Source organism: Variovorax sp. 278MFTsu5.1, assembly GCF_048305045.1.
Classification (GTDB): domain Bacteria; phylum Pseudomonadota; class Gammaproteobacteria; order Burkholderiales; family Burkholderiaceae_C; genus Variovorax; species Variovorax guangxiensis.
This window is the reverse complement of record NZ_CP157622.1, coordinates 4,080,990-4,098,704: the sequence shown is the minus strand read 5'-3', so window position 1 is coordinate 4,098,704 and position 17,715 is coordinate 4,080,990. Positions and strand designations below refer to the sequence as shown.

Here is a 17,715-nt window from a genome sequence, read left to right as displayed (position 1 = left end):
ACGCACGGCCATGAACGTCTCCACCGACGCACTGACGACGCTGCCTGCCTCCGAGCTGGCACGGCTCGACGCCAGCTTCCCGGCCCGCGATGTCGCGGTCGGCGGCGGCGCCGTGGTGTCGGTGCGCGAATGTGGCCAGGGGCCGGCCATCGTGTGCCTGCACGGTATCGGTTCGGGCGCCGCATCGTGGATCGACACTGCCGAGCTGCTAACGCCGCAGGCCCGTGTGATCGCGTGGGATGCACCAGGCTATGGCGGCTCGACGCCGCTCGAAGCCGCCGCGCCGTCCGCCGCCGACTACGCGGCCCGGCTGGGCCAACTGCTCGACGCGCTCGGCATCGAATCTTGCGTGCTGGTCGGCCATTCGCTGGGCGCCATCACCGCCGCCTCGGCCGCGTGCACCGATGCGCGCATCCGTCGGTTGGTGCTGGTGAGCCCCGCCATCGGCTACGGCGGGGCGTCGCGTGCCGAAGCGCGCTCCAAGGTCCGCGCCGAGCGCCTCGCCACGCTCGACGAGCTCGGCATCGCCGGCATGGCCGCGAAGCGTTCGGCCCGGCTGGTTTCCGACAAGGCCTCCGAGCACGCCCGCCAGTGGGTGCGCTGGAACATGGCCCGCCTGAACGACCACGGCTACCGCCAGGCCGTCGAGCTGCTGTGCAACGCCGACCTGCTGGCCGACCTGCCGCCGCCCATGCCGGTGCGCGTGGCCTGCGGCGCGCTCGACGTGGTCACGCCCCCGGCGGCCTGCGAAGAAGTGGCGCGCAAGTGCGGAGTGCGGCTCGAATTGGTGGACGATGCGGGCCACGCCGGCTATGTGGAGCAACCGCAGGCCGTCGCGAAGCTGCTGAGCGAATCCCTCGCCGGCTGACCGCAAGCAACCACCAGAGACATCCAAGGAAGGAACCACAGGCATGGCCAGCAACAACAACGACGGCAACGAGGCGATGGAAGAGGGCCCCGACCGCTACAACGTGCCCGCGCTGGAGCGCGGACTGCGCGTGCTGTGCGAGTTCAGCCGCGAAAGCCGCACGCTCTCGGCGCCCGAACTGGCGCGCCGCTTCGACCTGCCGCGCTCGACCGTCTTCCGCCTGCTCACCACGCTGGAGAACATGGGCTTTCTCGAGCGCACCGAGGGCGGCCGCGACTACCGCCTGGGCCTGGCCGTGCTGCGCCTGGGCTTCGAATATCTCGCCTCGCTGGAACTCACCCAGCTGGGCACGCCGCTGCTGAACCGCCTGTGCGACGAACTGCGCACGCCCTGCAACCTGGTGGTGCGCGACGGCCGCTCCATCGTCTACGTGGCCAAGGTGGCGCCGCCCACGCCCTTCGCCAGCTCGGTCACCGTGGGCACGCGGCTGCCGGCCCATGCCACGGTGCTCGGCCGCATCCTGCTGGAAGACCTCACGCTGCCGCAACTGCGCGCCCTCTACCCCGAAGACAAGCTCGAGACCTTCTCGCCGAGCACCCCGAAGACCGTGACCGAGCTCTTCGACATGGTGCAGGCCGACCGCCAGCGCGGCTATGTGCTGGGCGAGGGCTTCTTCGAATCGAACATCTCCAGCATCGCCGCGCCGGTGCGCGACCACAGCGGCCACATCGTGGCGGCGCTGGGCGCCACCGTTACCGCCAGCCACATCGAGGAGAGCCGCATCGACGAGATGGTGCAGCGCGTGCGCGGCACCGCCGACGAGATCTCCGGCCTGCTCAATTACTCGCCCGCGCGCACCGCCAACGTGGTGCCGCTTCGCTCAGCCTGATTCCGGGACCATGACCGCCCAAGCTCTTCCTTCCTTTTTCTTCGCCGCCGATGCGCTGGCCGGCCGCGTGGCCGTGGTCACGGGCGGCTCGTCGGGCATCGGCCTGGCCACTGTCCAACTGCTGCTGGGCTGCGGCGCCTCGGTGGCCCTGTGCGGCCGCAATGCCGAGCGGCTCGACGGCGCCGTGGCCGGCCTGCGCGGGCAGTACCCCGGCGCGAAGCTCTTCGCGCAGACCTGCGACGTGCTCGACGCCGCCTCGGTGCGCTCCTTCGCCGCCGCCAGCGAAGCCGCGCTCGGCCCGGCCTCGATGCTCGTCAACAACGCGGGGCAGGGCCGGGTCTCGACCTTCGCGGACACCGACGACAAGGCCTGGACCGAAGAGCTGAACCTGAAATTCTTCTCCGTCATCAACCCGACGCGCGCCTTCCTGCCGCAGCTCGCGGCGCAGCGCGCAGTGCTGGGCGATGCCTCCATCGTCTGCGCCAACTCGCTGCTGGCGCGCCAGCCCGAGCCGCACATGGTCGCCACCTCGGCCGCGCGCGCCGGCCTCTTGAACCTGGTGCGTTCCATGGCCACCGAGTTCGCGCCGCAGGGCGTGCGCGTCAACGGCATCCTGATCGGCCTCGTCGAATCGGGCCAGTGGCGCCGTCGCTTCGAGGCGCGCGAAGACAAGTCGCTCGGCTGGGCCGCATGGAGCGGCCAGCTCGCGAAGAACAAACACATTCCGCTGGGTCGCCTGGGGCTTCCGACAGAAGCCGCCCGCGCGATCCTTTTCCTCGCTTCGCCCCTCGCGTCGTACACGACGGGCAGCCACATCGACATCTCCGGAGGCCTGTCACGCCATGCATAACCCCAGCAACACCGTCACCGTCGGCGCCGTCGTCGCCGCCTTTCTCGAACAGTGCGGCGTCAAGGCGGCCTTCGGCGTGATCTCGATCCACAACATGCCGATCCTCGATGCCTTCGCGCAGCGCGGCACGGTGCGTTTCATCTCGGCGCGGGGCGAGGCCGGCGCGGGCAACATGGCCGACGCCTACGCGCGCTCCACCGCCAGCCTGGGCGTGTGCATCACCAGCACCGGGCCCGCCGCGGGCAACATCGCGGGCAGCATGGTCGAGGCCCTGACGGCCGGCGCGCCCGTGCTGCACATCACCGGGCAGATCGAGACGCCGTACCTCGACAAGGGCATGTCGTACATCCACGAGGCACCCGACCAGCTCACCATGCTCAAGGCCGTGTCGAAGGCTGCGCTGCGCGTGCGCAGCGTCGAAACGGTGCTCGGCACGCTCAAGCGCGCCGTGCAGCTTGCGCTGACGGCACCGACGGGCCCTGTCAGCGTCGAGATCCCGATCGACATCCAGTCGGCGCTGACCACGATGCCGGCCGACCTGTCGCCGCTGCCCATCGAGCGCCCCGTGCCATCCGCCGCCGCGCTCGACGCGCTGGCCGCGCGCCTCGCCGCCGCCAGGCGCCCGATGCTGTGGGTCGGCGGCGGTGCCCGCCATGCCCGCGCCGCCATCCAGCGCCTGCAGAAACTCGGCTTCGGTGTCGTCACCACGACGCAGGGCCGCGGCACTGTGCCCGAGGACGATGCCGGTTCGCTCGGCGCCTACAACATCCAGAAGCCGGTCGAGGCCCTGTACCAGACCTGCGACGCGATGCTCGTGGTCGGCTCGCGCCTGCGCGGCAACGAGACGCTCAAGTACGAACTGAAGCTGCCGCGCCCGCTGTACCGCATCGACGCCGACGCCGCCGCCGAAGGCCGCTGCTACGCGTCCGAAGCCTTCGTCTGCGGCGATTCCGCGCTTGCCCTCGAAGGCCTGGCCGACCGCCTCGAAGCCGCCAGGTACAAGGCCGACCCGCAACTGCTGGTCGACCTGCGCGCCGCGCACGACCAGGCGGTTGCGGCGCTGCGCGACGGCCTCGGCCCGTACGCCGAGCTCGTGCGCCAGCTCCAGTCGGCGGCCGGCCGCAACTTCAACTGGGTGCGTGACGTGACCGTCTCCAACAGCACCTGGGGCAACCGCGAACTGCGCGTCTTCGAACCGAGCGCCGGCGTGCACGCCACGGGCGGCGGCATCGGCCAGGGCATGCCGATGGCCATCGGCGCGGCCATCGGCGCGGCGGTGACGGGCTCGGGCCGCAAGACATTCTGCCTGGCCGGTGACGGCGGCTTCATCCTGAACCTGGGCGAGCTGGCCTGCATGGTGCAGGAGAAGGCGCCCATGGTGATCGTGCTCATGAACGACAAGAGCTACGGTGTCATCAAGAACATCCAGGACGCGCAGTACGGCGGCCGCCAGTGCTATGCCGAGCTGCACACGCCCGACTACGACCTGCTGTGCAAGTCGATCGCGCTGCCGCATGCCCGCGTGCGGGACCTGGCCGAGCTGCCCGCCCGCCTCGGCGAGGCGCTGGCGGCCGAAGGTCCGTTCCTGCTGGAGATCGACATGCTCTCGATCGGCAGCTTCAAGACCACCTTCGCCGGCCCGCCGACCAACACGGTCACGCAGATCCCGGCGCTCGGCACGGCCGGCAAGTGAGCGAAGCCCGTTCCATGACCACTCCCACGCGTATCGCACTCGTCGGCTGCGGAGCCATCGGCACCTCGGTGCTCGAACTGCTCCACGGCGATCCGGCCCTGAAGGTGGTGGCCGTCGTCGTGCCCGCCGACGCGATTGCCTCCGCGCGGAAGGCGGCGCCCGACGCGCAGGTGGGCAGCGCCTTGCCTGCCGCAGGCATCGACCTCGTGGTCGAGACCGCGGGCCATGCCGCCATCGAGCAGCACGTGCTGCCCGCGCTCGCACGCGGTACGCCCTGCGTGGTCGCCTCGGTCGGCGCGCTGTCGGCCACGGGCTTCGCCGAGAAGCTCGAAGCCGCAGCCGCTGCAGGCAAGACGCAGGTGCAGCTGATTGCCGGCGCCATCGGCGCCATCGACGCGCTGGCTGCCGCCCGCATCGGCGGCCTCGACAGCGTGCGCTACACCGGCCGCAAGCCGCCGCAGGCGTGGAAGGGCACGCCGGCAGAGCAAGGCCGCGACCTCGGCGCGCTGGCACGCGAAACCGTGATCTTCGAAGGCAGCGCGCGCGAAGCGGCCTTGCTTTATCCGAAGAACGCCAACGTGGCCGCCACGGTCTCGCTCGCGGGGCTGGGGCTCGACCGCACCATGGTGCGGCTCATTGCCGACCCCGCCACCGCAGAGAACGTGCACACCGTCGAAGCCGAGGGCGCCTTCGGCAGCTTCGAGCTGACCATGCGCAACAAGCCGCTCGCGGCCAACCCCAAGACCTCCGCGCTCACCGTCTACAGCGCCGTGCGCGCGCTGCGCAATCGCGTGGCCGCGCTGGCCATCTGAGCCCGACATTCCATGATCTCTTCCGAACTCCTTCCGATCTGCATCGCCGGCGAATGGCGCCTGGGCGGCGGCGACATCTACGAAAGCCTCTACCCGGCCACCGGCGAGCCCATCGCGCGCCTGCGGGCCGCGAGCCTGGCCGACGTCGAGGAAGCCATTGCCGGCGCAGACAGCGCCTTCCGCACCAGCGGCTGGGCGCAGCGCCTGCCGCACGAGCGCGCGGCCGTGCTGCACCGCGTGGCGCAGCTGATCCGCGAAGAGGCCGAATCGCTCGCGCAGAAGCAGCGCCTGGACAACGGCAAGCCCATCAACGAGACCCGCAACCTCGTGGCCAGCGCCGCCGGCACCTTCCAGTTCTTCGCAGCCGCGCTGGAAACGCTCGAAGAAACCATCACGCCCTCGCGCGGCGCCTTCGTGACCATGAGCGTGCACGAGCCCATGGGCGTGGTCGCGGCCATCACGCCGTGGAACTCGCCCATTGCCAGCGAGGCGCAGAAGCTGGCGCCCGCGCTGGCCGCCGGCAACGCGGTGGTCGTGAAGCCCGCCGAGGTCACGCCGCTGATGGCGCTGGAGCTGGCGCGCATCTGCGAGAAGGCCGGCGTGCCCAAGGGCATCGTCAGCGTGCTGCCGGGCAGGGGCTCGGTGATCGGCGACGCGATCACCAAGCATCCGCTGGTCAAGCGCGTGTCGTTCACCGGCGGCACCACCACCGGCAAGCACATCGCCCACATCGCGGCCGACAAGATGATGCCGGTGTCGCTGGAGCTCGGCGGCAAGTCGCCGACCATGGTGCTGGATGACGCGGACCTCGACCACGCGGTGAACGGCGTGCTCTACGGCATCTTCAGCTCGTCGGGCGAGTCGTGCATCGCGGGCTCGCGCCTTTTCGTGGCGCGCGGCATCTACGACGAGTTCCTCACGCGGCTGGCCGAAGGCGCCAACGCGCTGCGCGTGGGCGATCCGGCTTCGGAGCGCACGCAGATGGGGCCGCTCATCACCGCGAAGCATCGCGAGGGCATCGAGCGCTACGTGGAGCTGGGCGTTTCCGAAGGCGGCCGGATCCGCACGGGCGGCGTACGCCTGCACGGCGACGGCTATGACCGGGGCTACTTCTACCAGCCGACCATCCTCGAAGGCCTGACGAACAGCGCCCGCATCAGCCAGGAGGAAATCTTCGGCCCGGTGCTGGTCGCCATGCCCTTCGACAGCGAGGAAGAGCTGATCGCGCAGGCCAACGACAGCGTCTACGCGCTGGCGGCCGGCGTGTGGAGCCGCGACTTCAAGCGCGCCTGGAAGCTGGGCCGCGCGGTGCAGGCCGGCACGGTCTGGGTCAACACCTACAAGCAGTTCTCCGTGTCCACGCCCTTCGGCGGCTGGCGCGACAGCGGGCTGGGCCGCGAGAAGGGCCGCGAAGGCATCTTCCAGTACATGGAGCAGAAGAGCATGTACTGGGGCACCAACGAACAACCCCTGCCTTGGGCAGCACCATGAAAACCCCCAGGCTTCGCGCACTTCGTGTCGCTTCGCCCACCCCCTTGCAGGGGGCAATACCTGCGGCCCGGCAAAGCCGCTTCCGCGGTATTCCTGGAACGAGCTGTTCGGCGCCGCGCGTGTGCCGGTCGGCATGACAGAAAGATTGAAATGAGCGTACTTGGCATCGACCAGATCACCTACGGCGCGGACGACCTGCCCGCCTGCCGCCAGTTCTTCCAGGACTGGGGCCTTTCGCTGAAGTCGGAGGCCGCCGACGAACTCGTCTTCGAATGCCTCAACGGCTGCAAGGTGGTGGTCGCCGCGCTGGACAAGCCGGGCCTGCCGCCCGCGATGGAAGAGGGCCCGACGCTGCGCGAAGTGGTGTGGGGCGTGGAAAGCGAGGCCGACCTCGCCCGCTATGCCGACGCCATCGCGCAGGACCCGGGCTTCTTCGACGCCACTGTGGACGGCGCGCGCCGCATCGGCTGCTTCGACCCCAACGGCCTTGCGGTGCGCCTGCAGGTCAGCCGCAAGCATGCGGTGCAGGTCGACTGCGGCGCCATGAACACCTGGAACGCGAAGCTGCGCATCAACCAGCCGGCGCCCATCTACGAGCGCGCCGTGCCCATCGAGGTGGGCCACGTCGTGTTCTTCGTGAGCGACGTGAAGGCCACCAGCGCCTTCTACGCGCAGCGCTTCGGCTTCGTGGGCTCCGACAGCTACCCCAACCGCGGCGCCTTCATGCGCTGCGCGGCGGAGGGCGGCCACCACGACCTGTTCCTGCTGCAGATTCCCTCGGGCAAGCGCGGGCTGAACCACGTGGCCTTCACCGTGCGCGACATCCACGAAGTGTTCGGCGGCGGCCTGCACTTCTCGCGTTGCGGCTGGGAAACGCAACTCGGCCCGGGCCGCCACCCGGTGTCGTCCGCGTACTTCTGGTACTTCAAGAACCCGGCGGGCGGCCTCATCGAGTACTACGCCGACGAAGACCAGCTCACCGCCGACTGGCAGCCGCGCGAGTTCGAGCCGGGCCCGACGGTCTTCGCCGAATGGGCGGTGGACGGCGGCCTCGACGGCAACACCCGCCGCCAGAAGAACGCGGAAGGCCCCAAGGGCGCCTTCCTGACCGAAAAGAAATGAACTCCCCGACTCTCATGCAACGACGTTTCTCCTTCTCCGTCCTGTTCGCCGCACTCGCGGCCTTCACGCTCGCCGCGCCCGTGCACGCGCAGCAGAGCGAGGCGCAGAAGCAGCTCTCCAGCGAGCGCTTCACCATCATCTCGCCGTTCCCGCCCGGTGGCCCGGTCGACACGCTGGCCCGCGTGCTCTCCGAGGGCCTGGCCAAGCGCTACGGCCAGGCTGCGGTGGTCGACAACCAGGTGGGCGCGGCCGGCAACATCGGCATGGACAAGGTCAAGCGTGCCAAGGGCGACGGCCACACGCTGCTGGTGATCCCGGCGGGCAACGTCACCATCAACCCGACGCTGATGCCCAACTTCCCCTTCGACATGGCGAAGGACTTCGTGCCGGTCACCATGCTCGCGAAGGCGCCCAACGTGCTTGTGGCCTCGCCGGCATCGGGCATCAAGAACGCGAAGGACCTCGTGGCGCAGGCCAAGGCCAAGCCCGGCACGCTGTCGTATGCCTCGCCCGGCGTGGGCAGCGGCCTGCACCTGGCGGGCGAGCTCTTCAAGCAGCAGGCCGGCATCGACATGCTGCACGTGCCCTACAAGGGCACGGCGCCCGCGCTCAACGACGTGCTCGGCGGCACCGTGCCGCTGATGTTCAGCAACCTGCCGGCGACGCTGCCCTTCCTGAAGAACGGCAAGCTTGCCGCCATCGGCGTGACCGAGGCCAAGCGCAGCGCGGCGGCGCCGGAGATTCCGACGCTGGCGGAGCAGGGCATCCAGGGCGTGACCGTGACCTCTTGGTACGGCCTGATGGCGCCCAAGGGCACGCCGCCGGCCGTGGTCGAGCAGCTCGCCAAGGACGCGGCCGAGATGCTCTCGAAGCCCGACGTGCGCGAGCGCCTGAAGCTGCAGGGCATGACCGACGCGGCCATGAAGCCCGCCGAGTTCGCCGCCTACATCCGCGACGAGACGGCCGTGTGGGCCAGGATCATCAAGGCCCGCAACATCGTCGCCGAGTAAGCGGAAGAAGGACCCGGGGAGACACCCATGAAGACCATCACCACAAGCGAATCCACCATCGGCATCGTCGGCGCGGGCATCGGCGGCCTCGTGGCAGCCATCGCGCTGCGGCGCGCGGGCCACGACGTGGTCGTGTTCGAGCAGGCCAGGCAGTTCGCCCGCGTCGGCGCGGACATCAATCTCACGCCCAATGCGGTGCGCGCGCTCGACGGCCTCGGCGTGGGCGAGGCGGCCCGCGTAACGGCGGCACGCCCGTCGCACCGCATCAGCCGCACCTACGACACCGGCGAGGAAACCTCGCGCCTGGAAATGGCCGAGACCGCCGAGCAGCGCTACGGCGCGCCGCAGCTCACCATCCACCGCGCCGACCTGCTGGCTGCGCTGGCCGACATGTTCCCGGCGGAGCAGGTCGCGCTCGGCAAGCGCGCCGGGAAGATCGCGGCCGATGAAAAGGGCATCAGCCTCTCGTTCGCGGACGGCACCGAGGCCCGCGTCGGTGCGCTGATCGGCGCCGACGGCATCCACTCCTGCGTGCGCACGGCGATGTTCGGCGCCGAGAGCCCGCGCTTCACCGGCATCGTGGCCTACCGCGCAGTGGTGCCCGCCGAGCGCGTGGCCGGCGTGCCCAACCTCGGCGCCTTCACCAAGTGGTGGGGGCCGAATCCGCAGAGCCAGATCGTCACTTTCCCGCTGAACCGGGGCAGGGACATCTTCATCTTCGCCACCACGCCGCAGGACAGCTGGCACCTGGAGTCGTGGACCGCGCCGGGCAGCGTCGACGAGTTGCGCGAGCAGTACGTGGCCTACCACCCCGAGGCGCGCGCGCTGCTCGACGCCTGCGACACGGTGCTGAAGACCGCGCTGTACGAGCGCGACCCGATGCCCGCCTGGACGCAGGGCCGCATGGCGCTGCTGGGCGATGCCGCGCATCCGATGCTGCCCTTCATGGCGCAGGGCGCGGGCATGGCCATCGAGGACGCCGTGGTGCTGTCGCGCCACCTCGACGGCGTGGCGATGGCCGATGTGCCTGCTGCGCTCAAGGGCTTCGAGACCGCCCGCATCGAGCGCGCCAGCCAGGTTCAGCTCGGCTCGCGCGGCAACAACTGGCTGCGCGAAGGCGGCAACGCCGACTGGGTCTACGGCTACGACGCCTGGGCCGTGCCGCTCGCGACCCCGGCCATGGCGGCTGCTGCAGCAGCAGCCTGATTCTTCATTTCACCTCGCCCCACGGAGGCACACGATGCAAACCCAAGACCGCTACCTGCAACCGCACCAGGCGCGCCGTCGCCCCGCGACCACCTACGAAGACCTGCTGGGCGACGTGATCGAGCGCGCCTTCGCCGACGGCATCCACGACCTGCCGGGGCTGGTGCAGCGCCTGAACGACAGCGGCCTGGCCACGCCGGGCGGCCAGCAATGGACCGAAGAGCTGTATCGCAAGGAACTGGCGGCGCTGGCCGCCTGAGAGGGAAAGGGAACATCATGACCATCGCCATCCAACCCGTCGGCAACGCTGCAGCGGACCCGGTCGACCATCTGCTCGAGATCGGCCTGAAGGACCTCTGGTATCCGATCTGCCCCTCGCACTTCATCAAGGAGAACCCCGTCTCCCTGCGCCGCCTCGGCCGCAAGCTCGCGCTGTGGCGCGACGGCGAAGGCGTGCTGCACGCGCTGGAAGACCGCTGCCCGCACCGCGGCGCGCCGCTGTCGCAGGGCGTGGTGCTGGGCGACCGGCTCTCGTGCCCGTACCACGGCGTGGAAGTGCGCCACGACGGCGTGGTCACGCGCGTGCCCGGCAGCCCCGGCTGCAAGCTCGAGGGCTCGAAGGCCACGATGCACTTCCACGTGCAGGAGCGCGCGGGGGCGGTGTTCATCTACAACTCGAAAGAGCCGGTGGACGTGCCGCCGCCGCTGGTGCTGCCCGAGCAGCTCACCGACGAGGCCGAATACAGCAGCTTCCTCTGCTACACCGAGTGGAAGGGCGACTACCGCTACGTGCTCGACAACGTGATGGACCCGATGCACGGCACCTACCTGCACAAGCAGTCGCACTCGATGGCCGAGGGCGATTCGAGCGCGAAGTTCGGCATCCGCCAGACCGACATCGGCTTCGTCTTCGAGAAGGAAGGCCAGCGCAACGTCAACTTCGACTGGACCGAGTGGGCCGACACCGGCATCCACTGGATGCGCCTGGAGATTCCCTACCCGAAGACCGGCGGCCCCGGCGGCAACTTCATCATCATCGGCGCCTTCTCGCCCATCGTGAAGGGCATGACGGCCACCTTCTTCTGGCGCGTGCGCAAGCTGCAGCCGGGCTGGCAGCGCGACACCTGGCGCTTCCTCTACCGCAACCGCCTGGAGGCGCGCCACTGGCACGTGCTGGAGCAGGACCGCGTGATGCTCGAAGAGATGGAAGCCGACGCCAACCAGCACGAGAACCTGTACCAGCACGACCTGGGCATCGTTCGCCTGCGCCGACACATGCGCAATCTGGCGGTCGCGCAACTCGCCCAGGCGAGCGAGACCGCTACGGCCTGACAGGGGAGAGAGCTTCGCCATGTCTTCCCCAACGCTCAACGCCCTGGTGCACACCATGCGCTACGAGGCCGACGGCATCGTGAGCGTCGAGTTCCGGCCGGCCACGCCCGCGGTGGATTTCCCCGCCTTCGAGGCCGGCTCGCACATCGACCTGCACCTGCCCAACGGGCTGGTGCGCAGCTACTCGCTGTGCAACCCGTCGAGCGACCGCCAGCGCTACGTGGTGGGCGTGCTCAACGACCGCAAGAGCCGCGGCGGCTCGCGCTACGTGCACCAGCAGCTGCGCGTGGGCATGACGCTGCCCATCTCGGCCCCGCGCAACAACTTCAGGCTGGAAGAGGGCGCCGAGCGCTCGGTGCTCGTGGCCGGCGGCATCGGCGTCACGCCCATCTGGTGCATGCTGCAGCGGCTGGTGGCCATCGACAGGCCGGTCGAGATCGTCTACTGCGCCCGCACCCGCAAGGAGGCCGCCTTCTGCGACGCCATCGAGGCGCTGGCGAAAGAGAAGTCGGTGCAGCTGACCTGGCACTTCGACGACGAGAAGGGAGCGCCGCCCAACCTCGTTGAGCTGCTGTCGGGCAAGGGCGCCTCCAGCCACTACTACTGCTGCGGGCCCACGCCGATGCTCGATGCCTTCGAGAAGAGCTGCGAGCAGCTGGGCTATGCCAACGCGCACATCGAGCGCTTCGCCGCGGTGCAGGTGGAATCGGGCGCCGCCTCGCAGGCCTGCGTGGTGGAGTGCGCCAGGAGCGGCAGGAGCGTCGAGGTGCCGGCGGGCAAGTCGATTCTCGACAGCCTGATCGACGCCGGGCTCAACCCCGACCACAGCTGCAAGGAAGGCGTGTGCGGCGCCTGCGAGACGGCGGTGCTCGAAGGCGATATCGACCACCACGACGGCATCCTCACGAAGATCGAACGTGCGTCCAACAAGACCATGATGATCTGCGTCTCTCGCTGCAAGGGCGAGCGGCTGGTGCTCGACATCTGAACAGGGCCGAAGGCCGACAGAAGAAAACTACCCGAGACAAATCAATGAAAAAGTACCTGATCGCGCTGGCTGCGGCCAGCGGGGCTGGCGCAGCGCTGGCCCAATCTTCCCTCACGCTCTTCGGCGTGGTCGATGCGGCCGTCACCTACACCAAGGGAAGCGGCCCCGGTTCGGCCCACAAGACGCAACTGAGCAACAGCGGCAACATGTTCAGCCGCCTCGGTTTTCGTGGCACGGAGGACCTGGGCGGCGGCTACTCCGCCAACTTCTGGCTGGAGATGGGCCTGCAGAACGACAGCGCGCAGGGCTTTCCCTCGAACACCAACAACCAGGCCAGCGGCAACGGGCCGGCGGGCGTGCTGAGCTTCAACCGCCGCTCCACAGTGAGCCTCGCCGGCCCCTTCGGCGAATTGCGGCTGGGCCGCGACTACGTGCCGGCCTTCTGGAACACGGCCATCTTCGATCCCTTCGGCACGGGCGGCGGCATCGGCGCCAACCAGATCTACTTCTCGGGCCTGGGCGGGCTCGTCGCGCCCACCGGTACGCGCGCATCGAACAGCATCGGCTACCTGCTGCCGGCCAGCCTCGGTGGCTTCTACGGCCAGGTGATGTACGCCATGGGCGAGAACGACTCCAGGTCGGTGCTGCCGGGCACGCTGGTGTCGAACAGGCACGACGGCGACCACACCGGCGCGCGCTTCGGCTACCAGGGCGGCGGCCTCAACATCGCGCTGGCCACCGGCCGCACGCGCTATGCGAGCGGCGACCTGCGCGTGACCAACCTCGGCGCCTCCTACACCTTCGACGCCTCGCTCATGAACCTCAAGCTCACGAGCGAGCTGTACAAGGAGTCGAAAGGCACCACCGACGCCAAGGGCGTTCTGGTCGGCTTCCAGCTGCCGATCGGGCCCGGCGAGATCAAGGCCTCGTATGCGCGCTACCGGCTGGAGCCGGCGGGTGCGCTGCTGAAGCCCACCTCGTCGAAGCTGGCCATCGGCTACGTGCACAACCTCTCGAAGCGCACCGCGCTGTACGCAACCATCGCGCGCATCAGCAACAGCAACGGTGCATCGCAGGCCCTCTCGGGCGCGATCACCGCGCCGAACCGTGCCTCCAGCGGCACCGAGTTCGGCATGCGCCACATGTTCTAGGCGCGCGCGCCTCATCACCTTCACCCCGGCAGGAACGGCCATGCAGAGCAGCAGAAACGACAACGACAGCGGCAAGAACGACAGGAGCCTTCGTTGGTACGGCGTCATCACGCTGTTCGTGATCGTCGCCATCTCCTACGTGGACCGCATCAACATCGCGGTGCTGATCACCGACGCGGCCTTCCTGAACCACGTGGGCCTCGCCGCCACCGACCGCGTGAGCCAGGGCTTCCTGGCGACGGCCTTCATGCTGGGCTACGGCGTGTCGGCCTTCGTGCTCACGCCGTTCTGCTCGGCGCTCTTCGGCGTGCGGCGCAGCCTTGTCTACGGGCTGATCCTCTGGGGCGTGGTGACATGGGCATCGCCGATGTTCCACAGCTACGGCCTGCTGCTGGCCTCGCGCGTTCTGCTGGGCGTGTCCGAAGGTCCGCTCTTCTCGCTGGCTTCGGCATACATCAAGGCGCACTTCCGCAGCGACGAGAACGGCAAGCCCAACGCCTTCGTCAACATGGGCACGGGGTTGGGCCTGGCCATCGGCTATCCCCTGGTGGGCTGGCTGCTCACGCAGTTCGCGTGGGACAGCTCCTTCCACGTGCTCGGCGTGATGAACATCGTGCTGGGCATTCCGCTGGTGCTGGCCTTCGTGCGCATGCCGGCGGGGCATGCCGATGGCGTGAAGCCGTCTTCCTTCGGCGAGGCGATGTCGCGCGTGGGCGGCATCGTGAAGGGGGCGCTCCATACGCGGCACCTGTTCCTCATCACGCTGCTCACCTCGGCAGCGCTGGCGTACCTCTGGGGCAGCAGCAACTGGCTGCCGACCTACCTGCGCGAGGCGCGCGGCTTCTCGATGCGCGAGATGGGCTGGCTGGCCTCGCTGCCGCAGTACGCCACCGTGCTCGCGGTGTTCGTGGGCGGCGTGCTCATCGACAAGGTGGGGCGCGAGCGCGTGCCCTTCATCTTCATGGGCGCGAGCGTGGGCGTGGCGCTGTCTGTGCTGATGGCCATCAATGCACGCGACCCTTATGCGGCTGCGTGCTGCCTGGTGGCGGCCAACTTCTTCTGGGGCCTGCAGAGCCCGGCCATTCCGAGCACGGTGCAGTACTGCTCGCGGCCCGAGCACACGGCCAGTGCCTTCGGCGTGACCAACGGCGTGGGCAGCCTCGTGGCGGGCTTCATGCCGGCGCTGATGGGCGGCGTGATCGGCGCGATGTCGCATGGCGCGGGCGCCGGTCCCGCGGCATCGGCGGCTTCGTCGGCCTCCGGTTTCTTCGCGGGCTTCGCATTGCTCATCGGCACGCAGATCGTCGTGTTCGGCTGCGGCTTCATGCTGTGGCTGCGCGACCGCTCGCACGGCGCGCGCACAGTCTCTGGTTCACAGCTTTCATAGGCTTTTCGAAGGCTTGTACCTTCGTACTGTGGCCGTCGCGTCACAGTGTCGCGAGCCGTTTTCCGTCATCTGCGTGAGCAGGTGTTTCTGCGGCTGAACCATCTTCGTATTGCATGGCATGCACCGCATGCCATGACGCCATTCGGCCTATGGCGCGCGAACATTTTGAGAAAGAAAAGTTCCGCGATTCGTTGAGCGCACAGCGTCCATCAGCTACAACTGTGCGACATCAATGGACGAGGGAATGCGCGTGAAATCAACGACAAGAGCCGCAGCAAGTCTTGCCATCGCCAACACGGCCCGCACCGTTTCCGCTTCGCGGACGTGCAGCGCGCCGACGATGCGCATGCACTGACGAAGGCCTTCGCGCTACAAGCCCCGCCTCCACATCCCATCACCCCGCGATCGCCGGGAATGGAACCCCTTACGCCTCGCATCCTGGGACCGCCGCTTCGCGCGCGGTGTGACCCTGCATGACTGTGTGGTCCTGACGAACGGATGAGTTCGCCGGGAGGGCGCCGTGTTGCCCGTTTCTTCCCGATTCCCCCGTTGTTCATCTCACTCATCACCGCGCGCGTCATGCGCATCGCAGGCTATCCGCCGGCGCATGCGGGACGGCGCATGTTTCTTCTTACCAAGAGTACTCAGAGGCGATCATGAAAAGATTCAATACACCCGTGGTCAATCATCTTGCCATCACCGCAGTGACCCTTGCCGTGCTCACGGCTTGCGGCGGCGGCGGAGACAGTGGTGGCGCTTCGTTCGGCGGTGCCGGCACCGGGCTCAGCGCTCCGTCTGACCAGGTCGTTTCCGCTCCCGTTTCCGATCCCACCGCCAAGGCACCCGATGACGGCGCGCCCAACCTCGCCGACAACTCCGCTTCGGCAGTCGACCGCTCCGCAAAGCCGATGGAACTGCCCGACACCGTCTGGCCCAGCAACTACAAGCTCTGGTTCCGGCCCGATGCGGCGCTCAAGACCTTCGTGGGTCGTGGCGACGTGGAGATCGAAGTGCTCAAGCCGGTCGATGCCATCGTCGTCGCCGCGCACAACCTGAACTTCGCGAAGGGCCGCACCACGCTGCGCAAGGTGTCGAACCCGGGCGAGGCGATTTCACTCATTCCCACGCCGCAGACGCTGGGCGACTTCGTGCAGCTGCGGCTGAACGACGGCCAGATCGCCAAGGGCAAGTACCTGCTGCACATGGAGTGGGACGGCAAGATCCAGTTCTCCGACGCCGAGTACTGCCCGCCTGCCGAGGTGGCGCGCAACCCGTTCTGCTCGGCGGCTACCGGCATCTTCAAGGTGGGCCTTTCCACGCCCGAGGGCGTGAGCAGCGACGCCATCGTGACGCAGGGCGAAACCAACTACGCGCGGCAGTGGTTCCCGGGATGGGACGAGCCGGCCTTCCGCCATACCTTCGAGATCTCGGCCGAGGTGCCGGGCGACTGGAAGACGGTGTCCAACGGCGCGCAGATCGAGGCGACGAAGCTGCCCGACGGCTACCAGCGCGTGGCTTTCGAGAAGACGCCCTCGATGCCGATGTACCTGACCTTCTTCGGCGGCGGCAAGTTCGACATCCTGGCCGACAAGTTCAAGAACCCGCTGGACGGCAGCGAGATGCCGCTGCGCTGGTTCACGCCGCCGGGCCGCTCCGACTGGGCCAAGTTCGCGATGGAGTGGACCAAGGTGTCGATGGACTACTACTACAACTACACGGGCATCCCGCTGCCGTTCAAGAAGTTCGACACCGTCGCGGCCAACGACAGCTACGACAACAAGCCCAACACCGGTTTCGGCGGCATGGAGAACTGGGGCTCGATCTTCGAGTTCGCGGACTCGGTGCTCACCAAGCCGGGCGACACGCCCACGCTGTACTCGGTGACGGTCGTGACGCACGAGGTGGCGCACCAGTGGTTCGGTGACCTGGTCACGCTCGACTGGTGGGACAACGTGTGGCTCAACGAGTCGTTCGCGCGCTGGTTCGAAAGGCGCACCACGATCAAGTTCCACCCCGAGTACTACAGCTTCTCCGACTACGTTCTCGACAAGCACAACGTGATCGTGGCCGACCTGAAGAACACGGCCGTGCCGGTGCAGCGCAACCTCAACGACGCGGGCTCGTTCGGCTTCATCAGCCCGTCGATCTTCGTCTACAACAAGGGCAGCCACGTGCTGGAGACCATCCAGAACTACATCGGCGAAGAGGCGATGCAGAAGGGCCTGCGCATCTACCTGAAGGACTACGCCTTCGGCAACGTCACGCCCTCGCGCCTGTGGAGCTCGCTGGAGAAGGCCAGCAACGGCAAGAAGGTGAGCGAGATCGGCGACAGCCTGATCCGCCAGACCGGCATTCCGCTGCTCACAGTAGACGCGCAGTGCGCGGGCAACAGCACCTACGTGAACATCACGCAGGAGGCCTTCCCCAACCAGAACCTGTACCCGGCATCGACCTGGACCATTCCCGTCACGCTGGCCTATGGCGACTCGATGGAGCAGCGCAAGACCTTCGTGATGTCGGGCAACAGTACGCAGGTAGAGCTGCCGGGCTGCACCGCGGTGCTGGCGGGGCCGACCGGGCAGGACTACTACGTGAGCAACTACAGCGCCCCCTCGTGGAGCGCTCTGCTGGCCAAGGCGCAGAACTTCGCGGGCAACAAGCCGCTCTTGCTGAACATCGAGCGCGATGCGTTCCGGCTGCTGAGCGTGGGCCGCATCACGCAGGCGCAGTACGACCAGATCAAGGGCGTGCTGAACCTGCCGGCGCCGCTGCTGGCGAAGACGCAGGTGAGCGAGCAGAAGATGGTGGCGGTGGCCACCGGCGCGGAGAAGGAGTCGTACCCGCATGCGCTGCGCTTCCAGGGCAGCCTGAAGCTGCGCGACAACGAGAAGCGCTGAGCATCGCCTGAACCGGCGC

The 17,715-nt window shown here is 68.4% G+C and carries 16 protein-coding genes; 15 read left to right on the top strand and 1 reads right to left on the bottom strand.

What is annotated here, in order from left to right:
- Positions 1-10 precede the first annotated feature (10 nt).
- The 14 genes from ABL844_RS19075 (at position 11) to ABL844_RS19010 (ending at position 14,799) form a co-directional block, all read left to right on the top strand.
- On the top strand, positions 11-868 hold the full coding sequence (locus ABL844_RS19075) for an alpha/beta fold hydrolase (RefSeq protein ID WP_418128511.1): 858 nt from the start codon (positions 11-13) through the stop codon (positions 866-868).
- Positions 869-911: 43 nt separating this feature from the next.
- Entirely contained in the window at positions 912-1,757 is an 846-nt protein-coding gene (locus tag ABL844_RS19070; RefSeq protein ID WP_418128510.1) for an IclR family transcriptional regulator, read from the top strand.
- Between the two features lie 10 nt (positions 1,758-1,767).
- A complete protein-coding gene (locus tag ABL844_RS19065; protein ID WP_418128509.1) occupies positions 1,768-2,607 on the top strand; it encodes an SDR family oxidoreductase in 840 nt (279 codons plus the stop codon).
- Positions 2,600-4,300, top strand: a complete 1,701-nt coding sequence (locus tag ABL844_RS19060) for a thiamine pyrophosphate-binding protein (protein ID WP_184637184.1) — start codon at positions 2,600-2,602, stop codon at positions 4,298-4,300. The genes ABL844_RS19065 and ABL844_RS19060 overlap by 8 nt, the downstream gene beginning before the upstream one ends.
- A 14-nt stretch (positions 4,301-4,314) precedes the next feature.
- A complete protein-coding gene (locus ABL844_RS19055) occupies positions 4,315-5,112 on the top strand; it encodes an aspartate dehydrogenase (RefSeq protein WP_184637186.1) in 798 nt (265 codons plus the stop codon).
- 12 nt (positions 5,113-5,124) lie between these two features.
- Entirely contained in the window at positions 5,125-6,603 is a 1,479-nt protein-coding gene (locus tag ABL844_RS19050; RefSeq protein WP_418128508.1) for an aldehyde dehydrogenase, read from the top strand.
- A gap of 150 nt (positions 6,604-6,753) precedes the next feature.
- Complete coding sequence (locus ABL844_RS19045) at positions 6,754-7,725, top strand: VOC family protein (RefSeq protein ID WP_418128507.1); 972 nt, start codon at positions 6,754-6,756, stop codon at positions 7,723-7,725.
- Positions 7,722-8,735, top strand: a complete 1,014-nt coding sequence (locus tag ABL844_RS19040; protein ID WP_418128506.1) for a Bug family tripartite tricarboxylate transporter substrate binding protein — start codon at positions 7,722-7,724, stop codon at positions 8,733-8,735. Before ABL844_RS19045 ends, ABL844_RS19040 begins: the two co-directional genes overlap by 4 nt.
- A gap of 27 nt (positions 8,736-8,762) precedes the next feature.
- Complete coding sequence (locus tag ABL844_RS19035) at positions 8,763-9,941, top strand: FAD-dependent monooxygenase (protein ID WP_418128505.1); 1,179 nt, start codon at positions 8,763-8,765, stop codon at positions 9,939-9,941.
- Between the two features lie 34 nt (positions 9,942-9,975).
- Complete coding sequence (locus tag ABL844_RS19030) at positions 9,976-10,200, top strand: recombinase-like helix-turn-helix domain-containing protein (protein ID WP_126022084.1); 225 nt, start codon at positions 9,976-9,978, stop codon at positions 10,198-10,200.
- A gap of 17 nt (positions 10,201-10,217) precedes the next feature.
- Positions 10,218-11,273: a Rieske 2Fe-2S domain-containing protein gene (locus ABL844_RS19025; RefSeq protein ID WP_418128504.1), complete on the top strand. Its 1,056-nt coding sequence runs from the start codon at positions 10,218-10,220 to the stop codon at positions 11,271-11,273.
- Between the two features lie 19 nt (positions 11,274-11,292).
- Entirely contained in the window at positions 11,293-12,261 is a 969-nt protein-coding gene (locus ABL844_RS19020; protein ID WP_418128502.1) for a PDR/VanB family oxidoreductase, read from the top strand.
- Positions 12,262-12,305: 44 nt separating this feature from the next.
- Positions 12,306-13,412: a porin gene (locus ABL844_RS19015; protein ID WP_126022087.1), complete on the top strand. Its 1,107-nt coding sequence runs from the start codon at positions 12,306-12,308 to the stop codon at positions 13,410-13,412.
- 40 nt (positions 13,413-13,452) lie between these two features.
- Positions 13,453-14,799: an MFS transporter gene (locus tag ABL844_RS19010; protein WP_418128500.1), complete on the top strand. Its 1,347-nt coding sequence runs from the start codon at positions 13,453-13,455 to the stop codon at positions 14,797-14,799.
- Between the two features lie 213 nt (positions 14,800-15,012).
- Here the strand turns inward: ABL844_RS19010 and ABL844_RS19005 are convergent, their stop codons facing one another.
- Positions 15,013-15,147, bottom strand: coding sequence for a hypothetical protein (locus tag ABL844_RS19005; RefSeq protein ID WP_418128499.1), 135 nt, complete (start codon positions 15,145-15,147; stop codon positions 15,013-15,015).
- 308 nt (positions 15,148-15,455) lie between these two features.
- Here ABL844_RS19005 and ABL844_RS19000 point away from each other — a divergent pair, with 308 nt between their 5' ends.
- Positions 15,456-17,696 (top strand): M1 family metallopeptidase, encoded by a 2,241-nt coding sequence (locus ABL844_RS19000; RefSeq protein WP_184637206.1) that lies wholly within the window; start codon positions 15,456-15,458, stop codon positions 17,694-17,696.
- Positions 17,697-17,715 lie beyond the last annotated feature (19 nt).

Excerpts from the sequence above, each read along its gene's own strand:
- ABL844_RS19075 (WP_418128511.1), top strand. The coding sequence starts at position 11 with ATGAACGTCTCCACCGACGCACTGACGACGCTGCCTGCCTCCGAGCTG.
- ABL844_RS19015 (WP_126022087.1), top strand. The coding sequence starts at position 12,306 with ATGAAAAAGTACCTGATCGCGCTGGCTGCGGCCAGCGGGGCTGGCGCA.
- ABL844_RS19060 (WP_184637184.1), top strand. The coding sequence starts at position 2,600 with ATGCATAACCCCAGCAACACCGTCACCGTCGGCGCCGTCGTCGCCGCC.
- ABL844_RS19030 (WP_126022084.1), top strand. The coding sequence starts at position 9,976 with ATGCAAACCCAAGACCGCTACCTGCAACCGCACCAGGCGCGCCGTCGC.
- ABL844_RS19040 (WP_418128506.1), top strand. The coding sequence starts at position 7,722 with ATGAACTCCCCGACTCTCATGCAACGACGTTTCTCCTTCTCCGTCCTG.
- ABL844_RS19005 (WP_418128499.1), bottom strand. The coding sequence starts at position 15,147 with ATGCGCATCGTCGGCGCGCTGCACGTCCGCGAAGCGGAAACGGTGCGG.
- ABL844_RS19010 (WP_418128500.1), top strand. The coding sequence starts at position 13,453 with ATGCAGAGCAGCAGAAACGACAACGACAGCGGCAAGAACGACAGGAGC.
- ABL844_RS19055 (WP_184637186.1), top strand. The coding sequence starts at position 4,315 with ATGACCACTCCCACGCGTATCGCACTCGTCGGCTGCGGAGCCATCGGC.
- ABL844_RS19050 (WP_418128508.1), top strand. The coding sequence starts at position 5,125 with ATGATCTCTTCCGAACTCCTTCCGATCTGCATCGCCGGCGAATGGCGC.
- ABL844_RS19045 (WP_418128507.1), top strand. The coding sequence starts at position 6,754 with ATGAGCGTACTTGGCATCGACCAGATCACCTACGGCGCGGACGACCTG.
- ABL844_RS19065 (WP_418128509.1), top strand. The coding sequence starts at position 1,768 with ATGACCGCCCAAGCTCTTCCTTCCTTTTTCTTCGCCGCCGATGCGCTG.
- ABL844_RS19070 (WP_418128510.1), top strand. The coding sequence starts at position 912 with ATGGCCAGCAACAACAACGACGGCAACGAGGCGATGGAAGAGGGCCCC.
- ABL844_RS19035 (WP_418128505.1), top strand. The coding sequence starts at position 8,763 with ATGAAGACCATCACCACAAGCGAATCCACCATCGGCATCGTCGGCGCG.
- ABL844_RS19020 (WP_418128502.1), top strand. The coding sequence starts at position 11,293 with ATGTCTTCCCCAACGCTCAACGCCCTGGTGCACACCATGCGCTACGAG.
- ABL844_RS19000 (WP_184637206.1), top strand. The coding sequence starts at position 15,456 with ATGAAAAGATTCAATACACCCGTGGTCAATCATCTTGCCATCACCGCA.
- ABL844_RS19025 (WP_418128504.1), top strand. The coding sequence starts at position 10,218 with ATGACCATCGCCATCCAACCCGTCGGCAACGCTGCAGCGGACCCGGTC.